18 protein-coding genes, 3 other RNA genes and 3 pseudogenes are annotated in these 22652 nt (G+C 57.6%); 14 read left to right on the plus strand and 10 right to left on the minus strand.

Annotated elements, in window-relative coordinates:
- Positions 1–284: 284 nt before the first annotated feature.
- Positions 285–1607: a right-handed parallel beta-helix repeat-containing protein gene (locus ACCQ01_RS12650; protein ID WP_228434151.1), complete on the minus strand. Its 1323-nt coding sequence runs from the start codon at positions 1605–1607 to the stop codon at positions 285–287.
- A gap of 298 nt (positions 1608–1905) precedes the next feature.
- Between ACCQ01_RS12650 and ACCQ01_RS12655 the strand changes: the two are divergent.
- From ACCQ01_RS12655 to ACCQ01_RS12665, 3 genes and pseudogenes are all read left to right on the plus strand, one after another.
- A pseudogene (locus ACCQ01_RS12655) lies at positions 1906–2275 on the plus strand (TldD/PmbA family protein); the annotation flags it as partial.
- A gap of 218 nt (positions 2276–2493) precedes the next feature.
- A pseudogene (locus ACCQ01_RS12660) lies at positions 2494–2697 on the plus strand (helix-turn-helix domain-containing protein); the annotation flags it as partial.
- Positions 2698–2836: 139 nt separating this feature from the next.
- Positions 2837–3331: a hypothetical protein gene (locus ACCQ01_RS12665; RefSeq protein WP_046932908.1), complete on the plus strand. Its 495-nt coding sequence runs from the start codon at positions 2837–2839 to the stop codon at positions 3329–3331.
- On the opposite strand, the gene ACCQ01_RS12670 is transcribed toward ACCQ01_RS12665, so the two are convergent.
- The 3 genes and pseudogenes from ACCQ01_RS12670 to ACCQ01_RS12680 all read right to left on the minus strand — a co-directional run bounded on the left by ACCQ01_RS12670 (position 3328) and on the right by ACCQ01_RS12680 (position 5115).
- Positions 3328–3951 (minus strand): hypothetical protein, encoded by a 624-nt coding sequence (locus ACCQ01_RS12670; RefSeq protein ID WP_046932906.1) that lies wholly within the window; start codon positions 3949–3951, stop codon positions 3328–3330. The two genes, ACCQ01_RS12665 and ACCQ01_RS12670, sit on opposite strands and share 4 nt — an antisense overlap.
- Positions 3952–4189: 238 nt before the next feature.
- Positions 4190–4312, minus strand: a pseudogene (locus tag ACCQ01_RS12675) (XRE family transcriptional regulator); the annotation flags it as partial.
- A gap of 101 nt (positions 4313–4413) precedes the next feature.
- Positions 4414–5115 carry an NYN domain-containing protein gene (locus ACCQ01_RS12680; RefSeq protein ID WP_074059020.1) on the minus strand — a complete coding sequence of 234 codons (702 nt, stop codon included), beginning with the start codon at positions 5113–5115 and terminating at the stop codon, positions 4414–4416.
- A 278-nt stretch (positions 5116–5393) separates the two neighbouring features.
- Between ACCQ01_RS12680 and ACCQ01_RS12685 the strand changes: the two genes are divergently transcribed.
- The 3 genes from ACCQ01_RS12685 (at position 5394) to ACCQ01_RS12695 (ending at position 6758) form a co-directional block, all read left to right on the plus strand.
- Positions 5394–5864, plus strand: a complete 471-nt coding sequence (locus ACCQ01_RS12685; protein WP_068574831.1) for a ParC-related protein — start codon at positions 5394–5396, stop codon at positions 5862–5864.
- Positions 5861–6199 (plus strand): hypothetical protein, encoded by a 339-nt coding sequence (locus ACCQ01_RS12690; RefSeq protein WP_228434150.1) that lies wholly within the window; start codon positions 5861–5863, stop codon positions 6197–6199. The genes ACCQ01_RS12685 and ACCQ01_RS12690 overlap by 4 nt, the downstream gene beginning before the upstream one ends.
- Positions 6200–6266: 67 nt before the next feature.
- A complete protein-coding gene (locus tag ACCQ01_RS12695; RefSeq protein WP_228434149.1) occupies positions 6267–6758 on the plus strand; it encodes a hypothetical protein in 492 nt (163 codons plus the stop codon).
- 134 nt (positions 6759–6892) lie between these two features.
- Here ACCQ01_RS12695 and ACCQ01_RS12700 read toward each other — a convergent pair whose 3' ends face one another.
- A complete protein-coding gene (locus ACCQ01_RS12700) occupies positions 6893–7210 on the minus strand; it encodes a hypothetical protein (RefSeq protein ID WP_068574823.1) in 318 nt (105 codons plus the stop codon).
- A 320-nt stretch (positions 7211–7530) separates the two neighbouring features.
- Here ACCQ01_RS12700 and ACCQ01_RS12705 point away from each other — a divergent pair.
- Positions 7531–7605: non-coding RNA, sX9 sRNA (locus tag ACCQ01_RS12705), on the plus strand.
- Positions 7606–8009: 404 nt separating this feature from the next.
- On the opposite strand, the gene xopAA is transcribed toward ACCQ01_RS12705, so the two are convergent.
- Both xopAA and ACCQ01_RS12715 read right to left on the minus strand, forming a co-directional pair.
- Positions 8010–10097, minus strand: a complete 2088-nt coding sequence (xopAA, locus tag ACCQ01_RS12710; RefSeq protein ID WP_228434148.1) for a type III secretion system effector XopAA — start codon at positions 10095–10097, stop codon at positions 8010–8012.
- A 155-nt stretch (positions 10098–10252) separates the two neighbouring features.
- A protein-coding gene (locus ACCQ01_RS12715) for an IS3 family transposase (RefSeq protein ID WP_372358798.1) occupies positions 10253–11355 on the minus strand; the annotation gives its coding sequence in 2 pieces (ribosomal slippage) (positions 10253–11097 and positions 11097–11355; 1104 coding nt in all).
- Positions 11356–11706: 351 nt separating this feature from the next.
- On the opposite strand from ACCQ01_RS12715, the gene ACCQ01_RS12720 reads away from it, so the two are divergent.
- Positions 11707–11781: non-coding RNA, sX9 sRNA (locus ACCQ01_RS12720), on the plus strand.
- On the opposite strand, the gene ACCQ01_RS12725 is transcribed toward ACCQ01_RS12720, so the two are convergent.
- Positions 11776–12723, minus strand: coding sequence for a DNA-binding protein (locus ACCQ01_RS12725; protein ID WP_228434289.1), 948 nt, complete (start codon positions 12721–12723; stop codon positions 11776–11778). The two genes, ACCQ01_RS12720 and ACCQ01_RS12725, sit on opposite strands and share 6 nt — an antisense overlap.
- A 105-nt stretch (positions 12724–12828) precedes the next feature.
- Between ACCQ01_RS12725 and ACCQ01_RS12730 the strand changes: the two genes are divergently transcribed.
- The 6 genes from ACCQ01_RS12730 to ACCQ01_RS12755 all read left to right on the plus strand — a co-directional run bounded on the left by ACCQ01_RS12730 (position 12829) and on the right by ACCQ01_RS12755 (position 19792).
- On the plus strand, positions 12829–13914 hold the full coding sequence (locus tag ACCQ01_RS12730) for a site-specific integrase (protein ID WP_228434290.1): 1086 nt from the start codon (positions 12829–12831) through the stop codon (positions 13912–13914).
- Between the two features lie 410 nt (positions 13915–14324).
- A non-coding RNA gene (locus tag ACCQ01_RS12735) (sX9 sRNA) lies at positions 14325–14387 on the plus strand.
- A 1005-nt stretch (positions 14388–15392) separates the two neighbouring features.
- Positions 15393–15884 carry a hypothetical protein gene (locus ACCQ01_RS12740; RefSeq protein ID WP_160954709.1) on the plus strand — a complete coding sequence of 164 codons (492 nt, stop codon included), beginning with the start codon at positions 15393–15395 and terminating at the stop codon, positions 15882–15884.
- 67 nt (positions 15885–15951) lie between these two features.
- Positions 15952–17202: an HlyD family secretion protein gene (locus ACCQ01_RS12745; protein WP_160954710.1), complete on the plus strand. Its 1251-nt coding sequence runs from the start codon at positions 15952–15954 to the stop codon at positions 17200–17202.
- The gene (locus ACCQ01_RS12750) at positions 17183–19333 is read left to right on the plus strand and encodes a peptidase domain-containing ABC transporter (RefSeq protein ID WP_160954711.1); all 2151 of its coding nucleotides are present in this window, start codon (positions 17183–17185) and stop codon (positions 19331–19333) included. Before ACCQ01_RS12745 ends, ACCQ01_RS12750 begins: the two co-directional genes overlap by 20 nt.
- Before the next feature lie 42 nt (positions 19334–19375).
- Positions 19376–19792 carry a helix-turn-helix domain-containing protein gene (locus ACCQ01_RS12755; RefSeq protein ID WP_228434292.1) on the plus strand — a complete coding sequence of 139 codons (417 nt, stop codon included), beginning with the start codon at positions 19376–19378 and terminating at the stop codon, positions 19790–19792.
- A gap of 3 nt (positions 19793–19795) precedes the next feature.
- Here ACCQ01_RS12755 and ACCQ01_RS12760 read toward each other — a convergent pair whose 3' ends face one another.
- Together ACCQ01_RS12760 and ACCQ01_RS12765 are read right to left on the minus strand one after the other, a co-directional pair.
- Complete coding sequence (locus ACCQ01_RS12760) at positions 19796–20485, minus strand: hypothetical protein (RefSeq protein ID WP_184429137.1); 690 nt, start codon at positions 20483–20485, stop codon at positions 19796–19798.
- Positions 20486–21260: 775 nt separating this feature from the next.
- Complete coding sequence (locus ACCQ01_RS12765) at positions 21261–22607, minus strand: hypothetical protein (RefSeq protein WP_160954714.1); 1347 nt, start codon at positions 22605–22607, stop codon at positions 21261–21263.
- Positions 22608–22652: the final 45 nt, after the last annotated feature.

Genomic DNA, 22652 nt, shown 5'->3' on the forward strand with positions numbered 1-22652 from the left:
AATGGCGCGAGACCAGCGCTAAACCGCCAGACGTGGAGGTCGCGGTCCAGCATGCGCGCGGGCCAGCTCGGTCAGGCGTCGCGCGGCGCTGGCGATGGGCGCATCGAACCAGACGGCATGCGGAGTGCCGGAAGCCGGGGCGGTTCACCGGCCTACACCCCCCCAAAAAAAGTGAGCTAACTCGCTGTCAGTAAAGGCCTTTTACACGAATCCCTGCCGACCCCTAATCCTGCCGGGCACGATGGCGCTAGCCGCCGGCCAGGCGGCTAGCGCCATCGTCCGGATCAACGCGCCTCGAATGCCCCCAGGTCCGGCGCACGTCCGTTAAAGGCCTCACCGGTATCGGCGCCGGCGTCGATCAAGGCGCTGCCCGGTGCCAGGGTGGCGAAGGTGATGATGGGTAGGTCGCCGTTGGCCTGGCGCGGACGCATGAGCTGTCGCTCGTCCAGGCTGACGAAATCGCCTGCACTGATGACAAGGGGAAGATTGAACAAATTGCGGCCGATATCGTTCTCACTTGCAGACCCCAGGTTGATCATTTCGATGCGCGTTCCGAATCCCAGGTTATTGGCCAGATGGTGGTCGTATCCAGGCACGTCGGTGAGGTTGTCGCTTAAGGTGGATTGCATGTCGTAGTTGGCGCGGCCGTTCTTGATCGATGTATTGCTGATCCACTCCTGCCCACCGATGTGGTGATTGGCGTAGAGGCCGTTGGATCGATTGCCCACTGCCAGATTGAACCGCACGATATGGCGCGGCACCGGCTTGGGATAATCGCTTCCGTTGCGGCCGTAGCCGCCTGCCTTGAAGCCTGCGCCATTGCCCAGCGGGGTGAATGCGCTGTCGTACCCGTTGTAGAACGACCAGTTGCGTTGCAGGGTGACTGCGGCAGCAGCATTGATCAGGTCGAACCCATCGTCGCTGTTGAACCATGCGCGGCTGCCTTCGATAAGGTTTCCGGTGCTTCCGGCAAGCGTCGGGTGCACGCCGAAACCGTCGATGTTTCCATCGGAGAATGCATTTAGTCCGCGGTTGTTATAGGCATCGACGTTGTGAACCCGGTTGTCGTTGCCGGAAACCAGGTACCAGCCGATCGCCTGGCCGTCATGGATCGCCAGATTCTCGAACAGGTTGCCGTTGCCGCGGTCAACGCGGAATGCCTCGGACTGGGTCAGGCGGTCTGCAATGGTGATCCGCACACCCACCACCTCGAATCCGCGAAAGACGCAGTTGTTGCTGGCCACCCGGAATGCGGCCACGCGCAGGCCGGTGGGCGTCACCGCAGAGAAGTCGAACACCGGCCGCTCGTTGGCGACGTTGACATAGGCGATGCCGGGCTTGGTGATCTCGTTGACCACGGCGTAGGGCTGCCGCACCACGCTGATGTTGGCGCTGGTCAGGCGATAGGTGCCGCCGCGCAGATAAACGGTATCGCCACCGGACGCGGCGGCCTGCGCAGCCATCACGCTGGCAAAGGGGGCGGCGCGGGTGCCGGGATTGCCGTCGTTGCCGGTGGGGGCGACGTACCAGTCGGCGGCAACGGCCGTGCACGGCGGCACGCAGGCGGCAATGGCGATCGCCACGATGGTGCAAAGAGAGAGGTTCATCGGATGTCCCTGGTGTACCGCATGAAAGTGACTGCTTGCCGCCCTTGACCCGGCGTGGCGCAAGCCGCGACTCGCGACTCGCGCAGCTTGCGGGAACCGGTTTGCGCTCGACAGTGGTCGTGCTCGGTTCTGCTACGGCGGTTGACGTTTCGATGTGCCGCAACGCAGAAGTGTGCAAACGGGACATAGGTCTCTGGATCGATGCGGGCGCTGCCGCTGCCCGCACTGCGGCGCGACGTTCCACGGCCGCCCTGTGTCCGGCATCGCATCGCCGCGCGCCATGCGATAGAGAACCGCCGTGGACCGTCGTACCTTCCTCACCCTGTCGGGCATTGGTGCTGCCGGCTTGCTGCTGCCGAACACCCGCCTGATCGCCGCCAAACAGTTGCTCACGCCCAACGATGCCGCACGCAGCCGGCGCTTGTCCGATACCGCGCTGAGCACCGCCAAGGCAGCCGGCGCCAATTATTGCGATGTGCGCGTAAGCAACTATCTGCGCCAGTTCGTGATCACCAGCGAGGCGCAGGTGGAGAACGTGGTCAACGCCGAATCCAGTGGGGTGTGCGTGCTGGCCGATGGCGCCTGGGGTTTGCGCCACCAACACGCTGACAGCGATGGCGTAACCACCGCCACGCCGGGCGGTGGCGATCGCCAAGGCCAACGCGCGGCCGGCCATCGCAAGCTGGTGCACTGGCTGGCACGACGCGAGGTTGGCCAAATTGTCCTGGAGACATCGGGCGGCTCCAGGGCCTGCACGTCTTCAGCCCAGTGCCGCTGCAATGACACTGCGGTGTTGCTTTGCTGCCCAAAATATCCGCTAACGCACTGATGCAATGAATGAAATACGAACGTATGAGCTATTTTTACACGTATGTCGGCTGAACCCCAGCGTCAGCGTCAGGGTATTGAGCTGGCGAAGGCCAGAGACAAGTACCGTGGCCGCCCGGCCGATCCGGCCGTACATGCTCGCATCGTCGCGTTGCGCGGTCGTGGGGAGACCATCGCCAACACTGCGCGCCTGGCAGGCGCGAGCGTCACCACCGTCAAGCGTGTGTGGGCCGCTCACTGCGCGCAAGGTCATGGGAATTGACTATATTGGACCCTCATGTAGGGAGAAGCGTGGAATTGCATAGCGGCATGCGCCCCACGCGCGCGCGTCGCAGACGCCACTTGCTGCGGCTCTTCGATCACGATACAAGGAGACGCTCAACTACCGACAAGGATGCAGTATGGAAGTCAATCCACCGTGGACATGTGACGAGTGCGGCAAGCCGATTCTCAGCGTTGATGACGGCTGGGTAGAGTGGCTCAATGGACGAAGCGAACCCGATAACATTCAGCGGAGTGCGCACCATCTTCGCCTTGTCCATCATCGGCACGCATCCCCAAACGCAGACAGGAAGAACGCGTGCTATCACGATGAGAACCAGTGGTTTGCCACCAAGCGATACACCGTTGCCGACCTGCCGCTTTCCAGTTTCGTAGGTTCCGATGGCCTGATTACGCTTCTGTCGTTCCTATATGATAAGCGCTTCTCGGAAGAGAGCGAGGTTCTGGAACTAATCAAACGTTTGCATGTGCCGAACTATGAAGCCGCCCGCCATTACTTTGAGGCCGCGATTGCTAACGGGGTATTTGAGCCGCGCTCCGCGCCGTCCTATTACGATCAAGAAGAAATGCGTGCGGTGCTGAATTGGGCGCAGGAGCAACAAGAACAAGCCTAGTCCTTTGACGCGTAACGAGGATTGGCCTTTTTGCGTATGGTTGTCATGCGAATGTTCGTCATCCAACTCCGAGCCCTCTTGAACATCGGGACGGAATCGAACTCAGCCGCAACAGCAAACGCACTCCTATAAGATTCCGTGAGTTCGAACTGAGCGGCGCCGAGCGCTTTTGACCATTCCTGGTTTTCTCCAAGCGTGTTCGGCATTTTTTTTTTCAAAAGGTCGACGACCTTCTCGCAGGCGAGGGCCGCATTGTGCAGGGGTTGCAAGAGGCGGGCATCAACGATGTTCTCAAGAGGCACAGCACGCAACGACTGTGCGAACACCTCAAACATTTTTGCCTCGGCGCTATATACGGATTCACGCGACTCCTCGCCTTGATTTCCAAGGAAAAACGTCTTGATCTGTACCACGTTTAGCGCTGCTTGTTCGATCCGTTTGAGGAACACGTCAGTTCGTCTACTGATGGCGCGGCGCTCCTGGCTAACCGCAAGCCGAGCGGCAAACCAAATTGCGGCTCCGGCAAGCAGTGCCTGCAGTAGTGCGGCCCAGACCTGCCATGCCTCGGGTTTTTCGCAGAGTGTCCAAAAGATCGGCTCGCAAAGCTGGGTTGTAGGCATGTGGCTCCATCCTTATTTGAAGACTTGGCAGATCGCATTTTTGTTCGGCATTGAGGGTCGGCAGGGATTCGTGTAAAAGGCCGTTGCTGACAGCGAGTTAGCTCACTTTTGGCTGTTTTTTACACAAATCCCTGCCGACCCTCCATATGCGATATATCACGGGCAGCTTCTCTAGCCAGGTGCCGGCAGCGTTCAGCAGTGCAGCCAATCAACGCTTGTACGATGGCGGCGTCCCCGTAAGGACATAGAGAATATCGACGCCAATTTGGTGCGCAGCGATGAGATACGCGCCACCCGGTAGATTCGTATCTTTTTCGAAATATAGCTGCGCCCACCGACTGACAGAACAGCGCTCGGCCATTTCGATTTGAGTAAGGCCGAGGCGCTTTCGCTCCGTCAGAAGACGTGCGCCGACGGTCTCGGGGAGCGCGGCTGTAGTTGTACGTGGGTTTGAACTCATGTTCACCAATGCCCCGGCTTATCGATTGCCTTGCCAGGCTTACGAACGCGTTTCGGTAGCTGGGCGGCCGCGAGCTCATCATCCAAAATGTATTGACGTGTCCAGTCAGCGCGGCACGACAGCGAGACGCTGACTCTTCTGTCCGATTCACCATCGATCGGCGGCCTGCGTGGCGTGACCACGCCTAGCACGATGATCGGGAAGTCCTCGCGGATCGCCGCAAGGACCGGCTCGATATCGCTATCGTTGGAGCACACAACCAGCTGCTGATAGCGCGCCGACGCAGCATCGCGATACATGGCCAGCGCCAGGTTCACATCGGTCTGTTTCTCTTCGAGCTTCCAGACCCGAACCCGGCGTGTCCGATCATACGGCTGGCCGCTGACAAACTCCGGCAGAAGGGTTCCCGCCTTGTCCCAGCTGTGTTTGCCTAACGTCGTGGCGAATCGTTGTGGGTGGGTGTGTGCTAGCGCGTGCAGATATGTCGCTTGCGTTTCCGAGGCCTGCTTGTGGGTCGCAAACCGACCCAGCGCCGGCGCTGTGAAATATCGGACGTGCAGCAGATCGGTGGTCGGGTCTTGGTCATGCAGGAGGCGATCGAACAGTGTGACCACATCGAGCCACTTGAATGCGGTCCCACGGATGCGCCCGTAGTATAGGTTGTAGCCATCGATGTAGACGGCAGTCGCTTTGGCGATGGTCACATGGAGCTTCCTGCGGACATGAAAAAACCGCCTTGCGGCGGTTTTTTCGTCCCAAGCCGTTACCCAACTGAATGGGGCGACAGGGGAGGAGTGGTGAGGCTAGCCTAATGGATGCGCCCGGGCGATGCAACATCTGGACTACTTTGGGTTCATGTGCGGAGGAAGCCCTGCCCCACTGCGTGGAATCCGCGTTATGTCCGCAAACGGCTCGCAACACCAGGCTTGCACCGCGACTTAAAATGATCAAGCATCAAACATCAATGTTTGATAGACCTATGATGACATCAACCATTTCCATCACCACCCTCGCCGCCCTCGCCAGTGCCGGTGTGCTGAGCACAGTACAGCTGGTCGGCCAGGCCGGCGGCTACGTATTGATGGTGCGCGTGGGCCAAACCGAAAAGCAACTGATCGGCCAGCGCGGCGAGCCGCGTGTGTTTTCCAGCCTCGACACCGCCGCCGCCCAGCTGCTGGCGCGAGGGGTGATGGTGTTTGAAGTGCTGCCAGCCAACTACGTGCGTGCGCCGAAGATCTACCGACGAGGACGGCCGGCTGCGCTCAAGGAGTTGTCCAACAGCAAGCGCGAGAGCAACCCCGCCAAGCCGGCCAAGAAATCGGCTTGCGCCGCGACGACGGTGGCCACCGTCGCCGTGAAGATCCTACCCAGCGATCGGGCCCAGCTGAAACTGCCCGGCCTACCGCGCAGCCGTAAATCCAACCCAACACCTAAAGGACGTAAAGCGCTATGACGCAGGACCGCTACGGAATCTCATTCAACGACTCGCCGGTACCCCTGTGGGTGTACGCGCTGCCGCGCGCAGAAGGTCGCCTGCCAGAGGAAACGAACGGTGGCCAATGGCGGTGGCTTCGCCTGGACCGCATCACGCAAGTGATGACGGAACTTGCAGTTGGTGATCCTGCCGACGAGAGCGGCCAATACATGGTGACCATCACGGCCGATGGCGAGCAATATCACCCTACGAGTCTGCTAATCAAAGATGAGGAAATCGACGCGGCGGAGCTGTATGTCATCGAGTATGTCAATCGATCCCTGGCCGTGCTTGCCAAAGGTCGCAAGAACTGAAGCCCGCGCAGCAAAACGAAGCGCATCAAGTGATTGACACCCCAACGATCGAGCGACGGAGCAATACATGACGATCAAAGCAAGTGCGGTCACACCAGCAAAAGCGATCGAGCTTGCGCCCGGCGCGCTCTTCGTGATCAAACAAGAGTGGTACTTGCGTGTGCAGCTAACAGGTCACTACGAGCCAATCGTTGAGTCTGCGATCCAACTGGGTGGAGGAACTGAGGTTTTCGACCCAAGCGGGGAGCGCTGTATCACCCTAGCCCCGAACCATTCCTTTGAGGTCCGCCTAATTGGCGCAATCGACGGGCCGGGAGCGCCCCCGCACGGCGCGCCCAACGGACCGAGGCGGGTCCCCCACGGCTCGCTCACCTGGACGGTTGGCGGCAAGCTGGTCATAGCTTGGGAAAAGCTCTATTTGACACTCGATGGTCTCGAGTCCAACGAGGTCAACCCGCACGATGCTTTTTATGTCACGCATTGGGGCGTGTGGGGACTCGATCCCGACGGCAAGCAGATCAGTCCCGAGCCGCTGGTTGTGATCGGTGCGCATGCATAAAGGACCGGCATCCCTGCCGAGGTGCGAACTTGAACAAATCGACGCAGGGGCGTAACGGCGAGCAGCCCCGACGACCGGTCGCGGCGATATAGAGCGAGCTGAATTGTACCGAGCGGCGGAACCGCGCAGGATGCCTATCGCAGTTGCTGAGCTGGGCGATCGTTGCCACCGCCGCCGCTCGAGCTGCCGCCGCCGCTTTGCGAGTCGTTCTGGACAAAAGGACACTTCGGAATCGCATTGCCCTTGGCCATCTCGCGCTGCATCTTCTCGATCGGCGGCCGGCACTCGGCGACAGCAGTAGGCCCGCTAGGATTGGACAGGCACATGGCGACCTCGCACGCCCACGTGTCCTTGTCGGACATCATTTTTCCGGGCTGCTGAGCTGCTGACGCGATGCCAGTCAACGCAAGGCATGAGACAAGCGGCAAGAGGTTTCTAAGGGAATATTGCATTGTCGGCTCCGTTTGGAAAATGCGGATAACCGATGGCCTTGGCTGTGATACCACCAAATTTTCGGTGGTGCAATGTGATCTTTTGCGCGGCCTTTCGCGCCGTCGTGCCGGCGGTGCCGGCATCGAGCCACCTACGGCGTCTCGCCCCTTCGGGCTTAGTCACGGCCGCCTGCGCGCTCCGCTTGCAGAGTCAGCATGTGCGCCTGCCTCGTAGTGACATCGCATTACATACAGCCAAGCAAGTGGACGCTGACACTAAGAGCAGCTATCAAAACTGCTGCGCAGCCGCCAGGCGGGCGCGGCCAGTGCTCGGAATTCTCATGTACCCCCGTACACTCCGGTTCCTCCGCGCCGTCCGCACCCACCTGACGACTGCTCGCTACGTTTTGTTAGCCGCTCTAAATAAACTGGACGAAGCTATCAGCCAAACTGGACGACGGCGTCATTTAGGCTGGACGGTTGTGACTTGCAAAGTCAGCGCAGCCAGGCAAGGAGGATGCAACTCGCACAGCACCGGCTGGCATGCTACTGGTCAGAGGCAACGCTTATAGAGCGCCCAGCGCCGTCTGCGGGAGGACTGCGCGGCCGCGTACTGCTAGCGAGGGATTCTCACGGAGCCTATGGGCGATCGCCGGCAGCCGTTGGTGACCTGGTTGTAGATCAAGAGGGTCGGCAGGGATTCGTGTAATAAACCTTTCACTGACAGCAAATTAGCTCACTTGTGGCTACTTTTTACACGAATCCCTACCGACCCTCCCGCTCAGGAATCCCGCCCGACCTCATACGCGTGCAGGGCTGCTTATTCCGACTGAGGCGCCGGCTGCATGGGCAGCTGCGCCGGTGCGTCGACCCAGGGGGCGTCCCTACCCGCCGTCCCCTCCGATTCGCCTCCCCATTCGTCGCGCGCGTCGTGCCACTCGTCGCCGATCTGCTCAAGCGTGCCGACCAGGGTGCGTTCGGCGGACGCCCGCTGTGAGGGGCTGAAGAACAGCGGCTCATGCGGCACACCCGCCATCTCGACCCCGGCTACGTCGTGCACATCCATTGCAGCCGGCGAGCGGTGCCCGGCGACCAGTTCGAAACCCAAGGCCATCGCGCTCCGGCCGAGTCGGATCGCCTGCTGTTGGCCCCAGCCGAGCGCTCCGCTCGTCGCCATGAGGCCCTTGGACAGGACGTCGCCGGCCACCCGGCCGAAGAGCAGGTAGGCCGCCGTGTAGCCGACGGTCCCGGCTATGAAGCCCGATGGGTTGGCCCTGGGGTCGTCCATGTAGCTGCTCATCACAGCGGCTACGGAGAAGGGCAGGCCGATCGTCATACCGCCGACGGTGTCGCTCACGCTGTCGTTCATCCCCGCGTGCGTGACGTGCGGGCTCAGCGCTTCGCGGAGCAGGAACGTCGACGAGACGACCGCATCGGCGATGAAGTCAGGTAGGGCCAGCCCGTTGTTGCGCATCAGGGCGATGTTTGATCCGAGGACGGCGAAGGCTACGGTCGCCAGCGCGAGCTTTCCCTTCAGGTCGGGGTTGTTTGCGAACGATGCGTCCAGGGTCCGGCGCACCGCCTCTAGGGGGCCTGGTGGGTTATCGCTTGCGGCGACCGGGCTCTCCTGCCGCGTCCCGGTCGCTACGAGCCGCTCAAGGCCCGTCACGATTCTGGACAGGTCCTGCTTGAAGAAGGTGAGCTGCCGATCCATGTGCGGCGTGATCCGCCGGTCCTGCTGGAATTCGCCGACGGAGCGGTTGACGTTGTTCAGACCCGCGCGCAGATCGCCCACGACTCCCTCAATGGCGTCCCTGAAGCCGTCGGGAAGATCACGCCTGCGGTTGAAGGCGCCGTTGAAGCGCAGCCGCATCGAGTCCATCAGGTCCTGCCCCAGCCGCAGGCCGAACATCATCGTCCCTTGCGCCACCGCCGCGCCGGCGACGAAGCCGGCGTTGCGCTGCAGCGGCGAGGCCTTGGCGTAGAAGGTGGGTACGGCATAGACCAGCGAGATGAAGAAGACGAGGCTGTGCCGGTTGATGGCGTGCTTCATGAACAGCTTGGCGTCCGTTGTCGGGCGTCGCATAAGCGAGACCAGCTGTATCGCCGTGTAAGTGTAGGAAGCAATGTTGAACGCAGCGTAGGTGCCAGTCTTCTGGGTAAACAGTGTGGCGAGCGGCAAGGGGTACAGCAGAAGGGTCAGCGCTCCCTGATATATCCGCTTTGCGGCACTCGCGTCGTGCTGCAAGGTGTGGATGTCGGTCTCTAAGCTGGTCATGACCGGTTCGAGATAGCGCCGGGCCTCGGCCAGGAACTCCGCCTCCTCTGGCGTCGACGCCTGCTTGTCCAGGTGCGACCGCAGTTCATCGACCTTCTCGCCCATGGCGGCCAGCAGCGTCTTCGGCTCTCGACATCCGGGCTCGGTGACCAGTTCGTTACGCAGCTTGCCCACGAACTCGCTGTCATCGAACTGCCGAAGCTCCTGGACGACCGACAGGTTGCCCAGGAAGGCGGCGATCCGCGACGAGCAATCGCGCATGAGCAACCCGCTCTCGACGTCCCTCGCTTCGCCGGGATTGGCCAAGCGCGGCTGGCTCGCCCCGGAACGGGCCGGTTGCGGAAGCACATCCGGGACGCCTTCATCGTCCCCGGCTTGCACAATGGCCGGTATGATTTCGGGCCTCGAAGGCCGCTGGCTGGAGATCGACAGCAGGTCCGCGAGGCACATCGTGGTTTCCGAAGCCGGTCTCGGGCACGCGCGTGCTTGCGTGCCGTCCGTGGGCAACAGAGTGCCGCTGCCGTGTCCCGCTTCGATCTCGATGCTGCGGTCGGCGGGTGACGATCCGTCGCCCGCAACCGGGTCGTGCGGATGCGCGTTAGGGCCAGGGCTTGCGGTTTTGATTTGCATGATGGAGTCCTTGCGAGGAAGAAGGCGTCGAGCGCGCTCGCGTGCGAATCGGCGTCGCGTGTCGGCGGTGGTTCAGCCTGAAGCCGGCGTCTGCGCTCAGGCCTCGGCGGAGGCTGCCGACACCGACGTCCCCCCGCCCTGAGTAGCGGCCTGGTTTAGAGTCCGGGGTTGATGATATCGGTGTTTGCCAGATGTTGGGCATAAGCAGCCGGGGTCATGCCGCCGATCGCCTTCTTGGGTCGGTCCTCGTTGTATTCGCGTCGCCAGCGTTCGATTTCGGTGCGCGCGTGCAGTAACGTCGGGAACCAGTGCTCGTTGAGGCATTCGTCGCGTAGTCGGCCATTGAAGGATTCGACGTAGGCGTTCTGGTTCGGTTTGCCTGGCTGGATGAGCCGTAGTTGCACATCACGGGCATGCGCCCAGGCGACCATCGCCTTACCGCAAAACTCCTTGCCATTGTCAGTGCGGATCACCTTCGGCAAACCGCGACTGTGCGCCAGTCGGTCCAGCACGCGCGCAACGCCGTGGCCCGAGATCGCGCGCTCCACGTCGATGGCGACCGCTTCGTGGGTTGCATCGTCCACGATCACCAGACACTTGATCACCCGCCCTTCGGCAGTGCGGTCGAACACAAAGTCCATCGACCACACCTGGTTGGCCTGCGATGGCCGCAGCAGCGGCTGACGCTCGCCTATTGGCACTTTTTTGCGCTTGCGCCGTCGGACCTGTAGCTGCTGTTCGCGGTACAACCGCTCCACGCGTTTGTAGTTCACGATGCGTCCTTCTTGCCGCAATTTGAGATAGATCATCCCCACGCCATAGCGACGATGGCGATGCGCCAGCGCAACAATGCGCTCGCGCAGTTCGCCATTGCGGTCTTCGCGCGGGCAATAGCGCAGCGCACTGGCGCTCATGCCGATCGCTGCCAAGGCACGACGCTCGCTGGCACCGCGCCCGATCCACTCGCGCACCAGCGTACGACGCGCCGGTGCGCTTACCACTTTTTTCGCAGCGCATCCTTGATCAGGTCGTTCTCGAACAGCTGCTCGGCTAGCAACTTCTTCAGTCGAGCATTCTCGGACTCGAGGTCCTTGAGCCGCTTGGCATCGGGCACGCTCATCCCGCCGAATTTGCTGCGCCACAGGTAGTACGAGGCCTCGCTGAAGCCATGGCGCCGGCATAGGTCCTTGATCGCTATGCCCGCTTCGGCTTCGCGCAGGAAGCCAATGATCTGTTCCTCGGTAAAGCGCTTCTTCACGTCCAATCTCCTCGGGGTAGGGAATTGGACTCCAAACTGGGGCGCTACTCAAAATTGGGGGGACGTCGGGTAGGGAATTGGACTCCAAACTGAGGCACTACTCAAAATTGGGGGGACGTCGGTCAGGCAGGGTCATATGACTGCTCACCAATGCTAAGGAATTCTTAGCGTAACGCTTGACCCTGTTCGCGTTCCAGCAGCGATTACGCGAATGGCGGGCCGCGTTTGGTTACCGAGCTCTTAGATATGCTCCTAGGTAACACAGCATGGCGCTTGCTGTGCATCACTTAGAGCAGCTATCAAAACTACTGCGCAGCCGCCAGGCGGGCGCGGCCGGTGCTCGGAATCCTCATGTACCCACGTACACTCCGGTTCCTCCGCGCCGTCCGCACCCACCTGACGACTGCTCGCTACGTTTTGTTAGCCGCTCTTAACCGCCTTACTGCGATCTCGCTTAGACCGTTCGGGTTTTGGGCGCTTAGGTGGACTCCGTCCCACGTGTTGCTGCCACGCTGCTTCGAGTGCTGCCGGCAGATCGTTCAATTTGACGAGTTGCGCCTCAAGTGCATCTGCGCGTGCCTGCTGAATCGTGAGGTCTTGGCGGAGCGCTGAAACATCGCCTTGCGCGTGTTCTAGCGCTTCCTCAAGTCGGCGCTTATCCAGCGCTGCCTCTCGCTGGCTGGCAGCTAGCTGCTGCTTGGCCTGCTTGGATTCCTGACGCGCATGATCGATCTCCGCATGTGCCCGGTCTTCAGTGGCGCGCATATGCTGGGTCAAGGTGTCGCGCTCGGCACGCGCTGCGTCCTGCAACTCCTGGAGTTGGACCCGTAACATTTCATTGGCGCTTTCTGAGCCGAGGGCGCGTAAAGCTGAGGCGTCACGCTGCTGGCTAAGTTCGGCCAGCTGACGCTGCAGCTGCTCGACAAAGCGCTCTAACTCGGACGTCCGTGCGGCGGCGAGTTGTTCGGCTTGCTGAGCAGCGTGGGTTACGCTTTCTAGTCGGGCAAGCTCGGCCTGCATAACGTGCCGGTCTCGCTCCAACGTTTCTCGGGCGTCTAAGAGGGATGCACGATCAGAAGCCATTGCGTCATCGGCCTGGGCTCGGGCGTGGTCTAGCGCCAACGTCCACCACTGCCCTGCCAGGGCCGCGACAGCTTCAGGCACGTTGGCTGTGGTAATCCGGACCTGGCGGTCCGTTGCCAAGCGAGGCCCCAAACCTTGCCACCAAGTCTCCAGCCAGCGCACGACTGTATTCGGCGACCCTGTACCCAGATAGGCGCGGATACGCTCAACCGTAGGTCGTTCGCCATCTGCAACAAGTGCATCGGCAGCGCCGTGCACGTCGGATTCGGTGATGCCTCTGGCCATCAAAAATGTCTCCCGTACTGGCGCCCTGCCCCGCAGTTGACGTAGTCGCGATAAGTGATGATTATCGTGGCTACGTCCGCTTATTCGTAGCGTACATTACATACTATGAATGCTAATTCCACTAGTGCCGCGCTCGTCCAGACCGTCCACCAGCTGGTACTGCCCGAACAGCTGGCGCAACAGGCGGCGGATGCGGTGCGCGAGCTGCTGGCCGAAGCAGCGGCCGAGAACACCACCCGCAGCTACACCAGTGCCCTGCGCTACTGGGCCGGCTGGCATGCGGCGCGCTACGGCATCGAGCTCGCATTACCGGTGCCCGAAGCCACCGTGCTGCAGTTTGTGGTCGACCACGTGCAGCGCCGCTCGACTGACGGTGAGCTGGCGTGGGAGCTGCCGCCGATCGTGGACCAGGCCTTGGTGGCGGCCGGCCTGAAGGCCAAGCTTGGGCCCTGGACCTTGGCCACCGTGCGGCATCGGGTCGCCGTGCTGTCCACCGCGCACAGGCTCAGACAGGTGACCAATCCCTGCGAACAGCCAGCGATCCGCACCGTGCTCAGCCGCGCCGCCCGAGCCGCAGTCAAACGCGGCGAGCGGCCGCGCAAGAAGACCGCGATCACCCTGCCCGAGCTGGAAGCCCTGCTGGCCACCTGCGACGACAGCCTGGAAGGAATACGGGATCGCGCCCTACTCTGCTTCGGGTTTGCCAGCGGTGGGCGCCGGCGCAGTGAGATCGCCGCCGCCGACTTACGTGACCTGCGCCGGATCGGCGAGGCGGGCTACATCTATCGCCTGGAGCACAGCAAAACCCAGCAGGCCGGCGTCACCGCGAGCTCGACCCCGGACAAGCCGGTGCTCGATCGGGCCGCCCTCGCGTTGCAGGACTGGCTGGACGCAGCCGGGATCACCGAAGGGGCGATCTTCCGACGGCTGTGGAAGCAGCGCGTCGGCCCTGCCCTGTCTCCGGCCGCGGTAGGCGAGATCGTACAGCGGCGGGCGCGATTGGCCGGGCTGGAGGGAGATTTTGGCGGGCACAGCCTGCGCTCGGGGTTCGTGACCGAGGCTAGCCGCCAAGGCGTGTCACTTCCGGCGATCATGCAGCTGACCGAGCACCGGTCGGTGTCGAGTGTCGTCGGGTACTTCCAGATGGGCGGCGCCACGGCTAATCCCGCTGCTCGTTTACTAGAAGATTGACTGCCGCTGGTCGTGGTCCAGACGCAAGTTCGGCCGCGTCAAGCAACCGGTTGACGCGTAGCATGGCTCCACGTAGCGGTAGCTCACCAGTTCGCCTCAACTACGCAAGCGGCATCTGTGTATGCAGAAAAGAACAAATCGCCTTCTCTGATCTTCACTTTCGACGATTCTTGCGCCTAGAAGTCTTCGCTACCTTATTGCGGATCTTCGCTTTCTTTCGTGATCGTGAAGCGGACGCCGCTGGTAACTCCGGACGATGCTGAGGAAAGTCTTGAGTCCAGCGATGCTGTAGAGGAAGATTATCAGGAAGAATGCCCAAACCATCAGCAAATCGCCGCAACTCCACTAAGAGCAGCTATCAAAACTACTGCGCAGCCGTCAGGCGGGCGCGGCCGGTGCTCGGAATCGGCATGTACCCACGTACATTCCGGTTCCTCCGCGCCGTCCGCACCCACCTGACGACTGCGACGTCCCCCCGCCCTGAGTAGCGGTCGGGTTTAGAGCCCGGGGGTGGGTCAGTCGTGAAGCAAGTCAGGTATCGGGTGCCACATAGTTACGTCCTGCTCCCTAGGTTTCCAGGCTCGCCGAAGGAGGCAGCGGCAAAACTTTGCCGAACATGGCGGATCGATGCTGCCATGAACTTTTTCCATCAAAAACAGTCAAAGCGAGCTGGGCAATCAAGATTGGAGAGTGGGCGCCGTTGCTGTAAGTCGCCGATGCCAGGGAGGCAGCCCCGCTGCCAAGACAATTTCTCTTTATTTATTGAGTACCAATCAATGCGCCTCCTCAACAGGGACGAAATGCAATGCGTGGCTGGCGGACAGTCCTACCGTACGCCCGGCGGTAATACAGTCAATGTCTCAGCCAACCTCTCGGACGCACAAGTTACGACGGTAGGTAAGATAGTCGATTACGGCTATAGCCACCGCATGCTTCCCGACGAGGTAAGCACAGCTGTCAATCAAGCGTTCTATGAAAGCTCGCTTGGGGCCATCACGAGCAATCCATCGAACCCGAACGTGCAGGGCTTGTATCAATACGATGCCACTACTTGGGACAGCCTCGGACACTCTGCATTGAATAGGTCAAGCACTGACGATCAGATAGCCGCAATGTATTCTGATATCCGCAGCTTTGAAATCAGATGGGCAGCAGGAAGGCAAGCAGGATCTATTCCAACGTCGTTACTGCTAGAAGATTACATTGAAATAAAGCACCACTTAGGCAGTAACAGCACAAATTGGTCATCACCTGTCCTCAATGATTACCACGGAAAAGTCACAGTTCTTGGCTTTACATCAGTGTCTAACAATGGAACCAGTGGAGGCGGTGCAGAAACAGGGGGGAGCGCTGGGTCCGGATCAAACACAGGTGGCGGAGGTGCCGGCGGCGGGACAACCGGCCCTGGAACTGTGACCGTTGGGCCTCCAAAACACATTGAGCGATAGATTTGCCCGTTCTTAAACTTGAGAATTTTGATGAAATACTTATATCATTTCATTGTTGCCGCAGCCTGCTCGCTGACTGCAACAGTACACGCCGCAGAATGCAGCAAAGACGTCGCATACTATGTTTACTCTAGCCAGCCCTCACTCCACGCGAAATTGGAGTCCATCAAAAAAGATGGTCAGCCACGTGAAGTAGGCGTAGAGATTAAAGATTCTACGCACAATCTCAACTATTGGTTTTTAGTGGACAAGGGCGCTGGCTATTACGCCAGTCTAATATCAACAACCAATTACGCCCTTCCAGATTGGAAACACCCCGATCCAGACGGCCCCCGCAAGCTCCGGGACATGGAGATCTATGGCTGGGACAAAAGAATGAAGATGTCTGACGACCTCCGAACCGACCGCCCTTTGCCAGACTACATCTTTGTTCCGGCACTGGCCGAATTGGTCACCCACGCAATACCTGAATCCTATCACCTCCCGCCAGGATTTTTTAAGCGAGCGGCTTGCAACATCTAGAAATAGCGGGGATGCCATAACAGGCGTCCCCTTTTTATAAATCATTTAGCACAACCTTGACTGGACCATGGAACTTTTTCGTAAGGAAGCGGCGGAAGCTTCGGTTTTGAATAGTGGACAGGTTGTCATACAAACACCCAGAGCCCACCACGCCGCAGGATTGGCAGCGCTCGCCATTTGTATAGGAGCAGGACTATTTATAACATTTGCCAGTTACTCAAGGCGCGAGCAGGTAGCCGGCCATCTTGTGTCAAGCAATGGAGAGATTCGAGTATTGTCCAGAAGAAGTTCCAGCGTGTCTAAGATATACGTTCATGAGCTGCAGCATGTAAAAAAAGGCGATGCCCTTGTTCGACTCTCAGAAGAGATTACGACCACAGACGGAGGCGTTCACGCCTCAACCCAGCGCCATATAAAAACTCAGATAACCCAGATTGACAGCAGCATCTCAGCTACTGAAGCAAACTTGGATTCAGAAAAAACCCAACTCAAGACGAAGATATCTTCTATTGAGACTCAACTAACCAACCTAAGAGACCAAATTACTTATCAGTCTACCGCCGTCTCACAAAAAAATAGGACACTGAGCAAATTAAAGCCTCTTCTAAAAGATGGCTATGTAGCGGAGTATCAGGTCCAAGAAATCGAGTCGGGACTGCTAGACTCTCAAACCCAAGTCTCTGCACTTAAACGTCAGCTTGCAGAAATGGAACAGGGACAGAGAGAAGCACAGCAAAGACTTGCTTCCATAAATGCCGAATCTCTTATAAAAACCAATGAGCTACAGCGTGAGCGTGAACGGCTAGAAGCCACTCTAACTCAAGATCAAAGTGATTTAGAGATCATTGTAAGAGCGGAAGAGGATTCAATGGTAAGCACCTTGCTTGTCCAGCAAGCTGCAGCCATTAACCCTGGACAGGCCATCCTGACACTAGTTCCAGAACCGTCCACCATCATCGCAGAAGTCTTTATTCCCAGTAGCGCAATTGGATTCATCCACCCAGGCACCAGAGTAGCTCTACACTACGCTGCATTCCCCTATCAGAAATATGGCGTTCAATACGCATCCATAGAAAGTATCTCCCAAACTCCAGTATTGCCATCACAAGTATCCGATTTGTTAGGACAAGCTCCTCCGCCCCAGCCGCTTTATAGAGCAAAAGCCAAACTAGAAAATCAAAAAATCTACGTCGAGGGTTCTTCTAAACGTCTAAATCCGGGCATGCAACTTGACGCAGAGCTCCTACTTGAGCGTCGTTCCATTGCATCATGGCTTTTCGAGCCTATAAGTGCTTTCCATGCATCTGTCCAAAACTAACATGCAAGATCATGCAGTCACATTAGATACCACACCGACTTCTTTGCTGAGGGCATGGATGTCACGTGCCACGAAAATCGTTTACCAATCTGAGGCAAATGAATGTGCGCTTGCATGCCTTTCAATGATCTTACACAAGCATGGGAATCAGGTCAGTTTAGAGGAGTTGAGAACAACCGCTGGGAACTTTGCCCAAGGCATGACGGTAAGTGACATAGCAAACGCAGCTGAGCGCAACGGATTGGTATGTCGCCCACTCAGGTTAGAGCTAGAAGAGCTTGGCCAACTTACACTTCCGGCGATCCTTCACTGGGACATGGATCACTATGTCGTGCTTGAACGCGTGCACCGTACAAGCATTGTGCTGCTTGACCCAGCCAGGGGTCGCGTCAGCGTTAGAAATGATCAGATAGGAAGGCACTTTACGGGAATTGCAGTAGAGCTTCTTAAGGGTCCGAACCTCAAGCGACGAACAGAGAGAAAGCCATTATCGCTTACTGCACTTTTCGGCCCAGTTCGCGGATTGCGATCGGCCCTATTGAATTTAGGCATGCTTTCACTTGGATTGGAGCTGGTAGCACTTGCATCGCCTCAGGCATTCCAGATCGTCGTAGATCGTGTATTGGCGGACGGAGATCGCGGTCTTCTTCCGGTGGTGGTGGTGGCCATGGTGATACTTGCAATCACTCAAGTTGTTTTTTCATTGATACGAAGCTGGGCCATCGTCTGGATTAGTAGTCAAATCAGTATTGGCTGGAGCACAGGACTTTTCTCCCGCCTACTCAGGCTACCGCATACTTTTTTTCAGAATCGGTCACTGGGAGACATAAGTTCACGATTCAGCACACTCTATACAATGCAGCAAGCCGTAAGCACCCAGCTTGTAACAGGAGTTTTAGATGGCATCATGTCGATCGCAACGGGAATAATGCTATTCATATACAGCCCCAAGCTAGCGTTATTCACTATTTTTGCGTCGGCAACTTATATTGCAGTTCGATTGGCTTACCTTAGCCGACTGAAGCTAAACACGGTATCCGCTTTGATTGAAGAGGCTAGACGTCAGTCGTTGCTCTTGGAATCTATTCGCGGATCTCAAACGTTAAAGCTCTTTGGCAAAACCGCTTGGCAAGCTTCGCGATATGCCAATCGAAGTGCAGCTTCAATTGGCGCATCCGCGCTCGTACAGAGGACAACTGCTGCTTACAGTGCAATGGGTACTGTCACGCTGTCAACGGCGCGAATTGGGGCGATAGCGATCGGAGCCGTATTAGTTTTTAAAGGAGACTTCACAGCAGGCATGCTCGTAGCCTATGCATCATATGCAGATCTATTTGTCGGTCGACTCAGTAGTTTGGTGGAATACGGAACTCAACTCTCTTTACTGAGTGCACAAGCTGAGCGCGTGGCAGACATCGCTCTGGCTCAACCCGAAAAAGAGCCAGCCGTCCCTACAAGGCTAGGCAAAGAAAAACTTCAAATCGAGTTTAGAAACGTCAGCTATCGATATTCCGACAACCAGCCGTGGATCCTTTATGACGCCAGCCTTCTCATTCCAGCCGCCTCTACAACGGCTATCTGCGGGCCGTCAGGTAGCGGAAAGAGTACCCTTGCAAAGTTACTTCTTGGATTAGCGGAAGCCCAACAAGGTGATGTGCTGTTCAATGGCCGGACCATTCGAGAGATGGGACCGTCAGAAGTCCGGGCCCAGCTTGCTTGCGTTATGCAAGACGACGTGTTGTTCCAAGGCAACCTTGGAGAAAATATAAGTTTTTTTGATGAGAAGCCAAATCAGTCGATGATCGAAGAAGTTGCAAGTCTGTCTTGCATCCACGGCGATATATCCTGCATGCCGATGGGTTATCGCACCATGGTCGGAGACATGGGGTCATCGCTATCGGGCGGGCAAAAACAGAGGATATTGCTCGCTAGAGCGCTGTATCGAAATCCAAAAGCCCTCCTCTTGGATGAAGCTAGCAGCCACCTTGACCAAGAGCGAGAGACCTCCATCATTCGCAATCTTCGGTCACTTAAAATGACGGTTATCCAGATCGCGCACAGGAAGGAAACGTTAGATTCCGCCGACCGCATTTTTTTAGTGCAAGATGGCAAAATCAGGTCTTTACGCTAATCTGAGATATAAAAATAAGTTGAAATAATAGAACAAATACAAATGACCAAAATTCGCATGAAAATTAATCGCACTGATTATAATGAAATGACAAGTATGCCCGAGATAGATCGATCAGCTGTCGCCAACCGCATAAAGGCAACCAGAACTAAACTTGGTTATTCTCAGCGTGATCTTGCCGACGCCTTGGGGGTAGGCCGGTCAACGGTTGCCCACTGGGAGCGTCAATCAGGCTTTTTACCATCGACATCCCATCTGAACAAATTAGCAACGTTGCTTCAAGTCAAAATCGACTGGCTAGCTTTTGGCACGCCGATAAACGCTTTTGAGCCAAGGCAGCAGCAACCCATGCGTCGCAACGATATAGAAACAAGACTGGTTAGCGCTTCACGTCACATCCCTGTGACGCTTTTGTCAATGATTATTGCGCTATTGGAGAGTATCGGCGAAGCAGCCTGAAATTCAGGGCGTGCCTTTATGGACTGGAGTTGGGCCACCTACTGTCACACTGCCGGAACTGCCGCCGGCACTTCCACTACTGCCCGGAGATCCGCCACCGCCGCCTCCACCGTTACCACCGCCAGTAGCTCCACCATGTGCTGGTCCTTGCACGATAGTCGTCAAGCCGAGAATAGTAACCTTACCTTGGTAGTCATTGATGACCGCGCTATTCCAATCAGTGCTATTACTGCCAAGATGATGCTTTACCTCAATATAATTTTCAAAAGTCAGCGTGGAAGGAATCGCGCCACTACCAATTCCACTATTGTATCTTGAATGAAATGCGACTATGTCCGAATACATGGCTGCCACTTGATCTGAATCACTAGCGCGATTCAACGCGGAATGGCCTAAGTCGCTCCAAGTGGCTGCATTATATTGGTAGAGCCCCTGAACTGATGAGTTCGAAGGATTCGATTCCATCGTGCCAAGAGAGCTTTCATAAAATGCTTGATTGACTGCAATTTTAATGTCACTGAAAAGAAACCCGTGGGACAATCCATAGTCAACAATGGTAGCAGCTGTATTGCTCTGAGCTTGAGATAAATTAGCGCCGGTAGCGTAACTATTATTTCCGGGCGTCGTATAAGCGCCACCACCAGACACCAAATGCATTTCCTCCATTTTAAGCGCGCGCATCTTTTCCTTCACCCTGAATTAAATGGATCCGATTTTTTTAAACTTGCTTAGTATTCTCAACTAGGCATTGACAGTAAATAGCATTGCCGTGTGTTTTTGCAACCTAAAGTGCTTCGGATTGCACACCCCGCTTCTTACTGCACACACGCAGATCGCTAAATTCGCCAGATTGTGGATGAGGGTAATCAGAATTCGACCAACGCATCAACTCGCAAAGTTGTTGGTAGGCAGGCAGCTAGATCGCTATCGCGACTTCCAATTTCTCAGATAGATTGATCTACAGTAGTTGTAACCAAGCGATGTATTTCTTAAAACGACGAGTGGCAACCGTTCTTCGATGGGAGGATTCGACGTGTAGGTGTCACTAAGTCGTGGAAATTTGCCACCTTCCCAGTACGAAGATCCACTCAGAAGGGGATGCGGTCCGGGCGGACGAAATCTTTCCTCTCTGGCTAATCAAGCGCTGTCGACGCCATGAGTTAGGTTTCATGCGTGTGGTTGCCGGCACCGCATTAGAGGGGCAGGATTCTGCCCCCCCTGGACGTGTCGTCGGCAGCAACGCTCTACTTCCTGATCTCAATCAGTATGTTGGTGCTCAGGAGGCCAAGGCCCTGGGACGGCCTATCAAATATCTGTTGATTGGCGAGAGGAACGTTTCGGAAAGGTGCGGCTGTTCTGGGACATCGAAGCTGGCCCACTCCTTCGTCCCCAATCTCCAAACCGCATCGCCGCGTGTGTTGGAGCGGGCGGCGGGACAGCCGCCCATACATCACACCGGTAAGCGGTGTTAGCGCCTTGCAGCGACACCTATCTGATCCATGATCCAGCTCGCATCTGCGATCACATCGCTTTGGACATAATGCGATGATCGGCGTCCCGCAGTGGACAACCTCTCCCTCAGGCTCATCACCTGATTACTGACATGACAGCAGTGGACGGCAGACCATTGAAAGATGTGGGAGACAAAGGCTCTCGTCTCGGAGATGTGCTCGCTACGGGGGCCGGGTGATTGTGTCTCTGAGGGAAGATCCCAGAACGCTAGCATCATCTCATGGGCGGAGGTCTTCCCCATAAGCTGTGCCTGCACGTGTGCTAGCCAACTCACCGACAAACACAAGCCCAGATGTGAACTTTCATATGCCAACAGATTGATATCGTCCGACCAAGGCGCGCTGTTGTTTTGCCCGCGCCGAGTGCGCAAAAGCCACAGGGAGAATCCGATGCTGCAGGGGCATGCAAGCTGATGTTTGCCTGATCCACCAGCCATGCCTTGCATACACGCATGGCCAGACTTTTGCGCCAAGGTGTGCGCCTGCGCAGCAACGCGAGAAATGGCTTCTTCGTGGGTACGAACATGGGTCGTGGCTATTTGCCAATGCGGGATGAGGCGGAAGTACTGGCTGAGCACCCGGCTTTGCGGGGAAAGCTCTGCTGCGCGCATCTCCTCCGCCGCATAGATACGGACATCGTGAGGCGAAATACCCAACGCACTAGACGGTCCGGATGACCGTGGAAGGCCGGCAATCCAGACCCGCTCAGCTAGCTGGCAGGTCGGTTGATCCTCGACCGGGGATGCTTTAGGTGCTGCGGGCTGCGATGTGGTGCCGTCATCCACGCCATCCAGACGACATCCGCATCCGCCGCAACGCAGCGGCTCCCGATCAAAGAAGACACGATAGCCATTGTGCTGGCCACAATAGTTGCAGAACTGTTCAAGGCGGACGTGATGCTCAGGGCAAAACCAGAGTGAGCGATGCTGATGGATCGCCTTGTGATGATTCCGCTTCATGCACTGGGGGCACCAGGAGACCGAAGCTCGATACCATTCCAAGGGCACTTCAGTGAGGTCTTGCCGCGCCTTGGCGATCACGCGACGAAGGAGCGGATGCGTGATTTCGTCACTCGCCACCTTCAGTTGCGCCACCCAATTCATGAATTCGAATAGGTGGGTGGTCGAAGGCGGACGATACGGTTGGAGCGTGCGTAAGGGCCGCTCGATGAGTTTGGCAATGTCGTATGCGCGGCACAGGTTGAATCGGCCGATCGCCGCGTATGCCCCATAAAGGGAGTTTTTCTCCCAATGCTCTGGAAGATGGGCAACAAAACCCACCGGCGCCGAGGCCTCAGATGACATCAATCTTCTGAAGCAGTTCCGACGTGATCTTCAGCTCCGCACTGT

Origin of the sequence: Xanthomonas sp. NCPPB 4037 (assembly GCF_041475695.2) — a bacterium.
In the GTDB taxonomy this organism is placed as follows: Bacteria; Pseudomonadota; Gammaproteobacteria; order Xanthomonadales; family Xanthomonadaceae; genus Xanthomonas; species Xanthomonas campestris.

What these genes read in the sequence shown, in the direction of transcription:
- ACCQ01_RS12740 (WP_160954709.1), top strand. Translation starts at nt 15,393, where the DNA reads ATGAAATACTTATATCATTTCATTGTTGCCGCAGCCTGCTCGCTGACT.
- ACCQ01_RS12690 (WP_228434150.1), top strand. Translation starts at nt 5,861, where the DNA reads ATGACGCAGGACCGCTACGGAATCTCATTCAACGACTCGCCGGTACCC.
- ACCQ01_RS12755 (WP_228434292.1), top strand. Translation starts at nt 19,376, where the DNA reads ATGACCAAAATTCGCATGAAAATTAATCGCACTGATTATAATGAAATG.
- ACCQ01_RS12725 (WP_228434289.1), bottom strand. Translation starts at nt 12,723, where the DNA reads ATGGCCAGAGGCATCACCGAATCCGACGTGCACGGCGCTGCCGATGCA.
- ACCQ01_RS12695 (WP_228434149.1), top strand. Translation starts at nt 6,267, where the DNA reads ATGACGATCAAAGCAAGTGCGGTCACACCAGCAAAAGCGATCGAGCTT.
- ACCQ01_RS12745 (WP_160954710.1), top strand. Translation starts at nt 15,952, where the DNA reads ATGGAACTTTTTCGTAAGGAAGCGGCGGAAGCTTCGGTTTTGAATAGT.
- ACCQ01_RS12765 (WP_160954714.1), bottom strand. Translation starts at nt 22,607, where the DNA reads ATGTCATCTGAGGCCTCGGCGCCGGTGGGTTTTGTTGCCCATCTTCCA.
- ACCQ01_RS12700 (WP_068574823.1), bottom strand. Translation starts at nt 7,210, where the DNA reads ATGCAATATTCCCTTAGAAACCTCTTGCCGCTTGTCTCATGCCTTGCG.
- xopAA (WP_228434148.1), bottom strand. Translation starts at nt 10,097, where the DNA reads ATGCAAATCAAAACCGCAAGCCCTGGCCCTAACGCGCATCCGCACGAC.
- ACCQ01_RS12670 (WP_046932906.1), bottom strand. Translation starts at nt 3,951, where the DNA reads ATGCCTACAACCCAGCTTTGCGAGCCGATCTTTTGGACACTCTGCGAA.
- ACCQ01_RS12750 (WP_160954711.1), top strand. Translation starts at nt 17,183, where the DNA reads ATGCATCTGTCCAAAACTAACATGCAAGATCATGCAGTCACATTAGAT.
- ACCQ01_RS12650 (WP_228434151.1), bottom strand. Translation starts at nt 1,607, where the DNA reads ATGAACCTCTCTCTTTGCACCATCGTGGCGATCGCCATTGCCGCCTGC.
- ACCQ01_RS12665 (WP_046932908.1), top strand. Translation starts at nt 2,837, where the DNA reads ATGGAAGTCAATCCACCGTGGACATGTGACGAGTGCGGCAAGCCGATT.
- ACCQ01_RS12685 (WP_068574831.1), top strand. Translation starts at nt 5,394, where the DNA reads ATGACATCAACCATTTCCATCACCACCCTCGCCGCCCTCGCCAGTGCC.
- ACCQ01_RS12730 (WP_228434290.1), top strand. Translation starts at nt 12,829, where the DNA reads ATGAATGCTAATTCCACTAGTGCCGCGCTCGTCCAGACCGTCCACCAG.